This window comes from Micromonospora sp. NPDC057141 (genome assembly GCF_042670805.1).
Classification (GTDB): domain Bacteria; phylum Actinomycetota; class Actinomycetes; order Mycobacteriales; family Micromonosporaceae; genus Micromonospora.
Genome location: NZ_JBHUVA010000056.1, coordinates 37,592 through 37,814, shown reverse-complemented (window position 1 = coordinate 37,814; position 223 = coordinate 37,592). Strand labels below are relative to the sequence as shown.

Annotated in this window: 1 protein-coding gene; it reads left to right on the top strand. The window is 65.9% G+C overall.

Annotated elements, in window-relative coordinates:
- Nucleotides 1-19: 19 nt before the first annotated feature.
- On the top strand, nucleotides 20-223 hold a 204-nt coding region (locus ACFT41_RS23435), incomplete at its 3' end, for a tetratricopeptide repeat protein (protein WP_377613981.1).

Sequence of the window (223 nt, the reverse complement as noted above, 5' to 3'; positions counted from 1 at the left end):
CTACCTACCCGGCCTCGCCATGTCGTTGAGCAACCTCGGTGCCTTTCTGTCAGGGCTGGGCCGGCGGGAGCAGGCCTTAGCCCCAGCGGAGGAAGCTGTCCTCATCCGGCGCCGCCTAGCTGAAGCCAACCCCGACGCCTACCTGCCCGATCTCGCCATGTCGTTGAACAACCTCGGCACCCTGCTGGCGGCACTAGGCCAACGCGAACAGGCCCTATCCGTA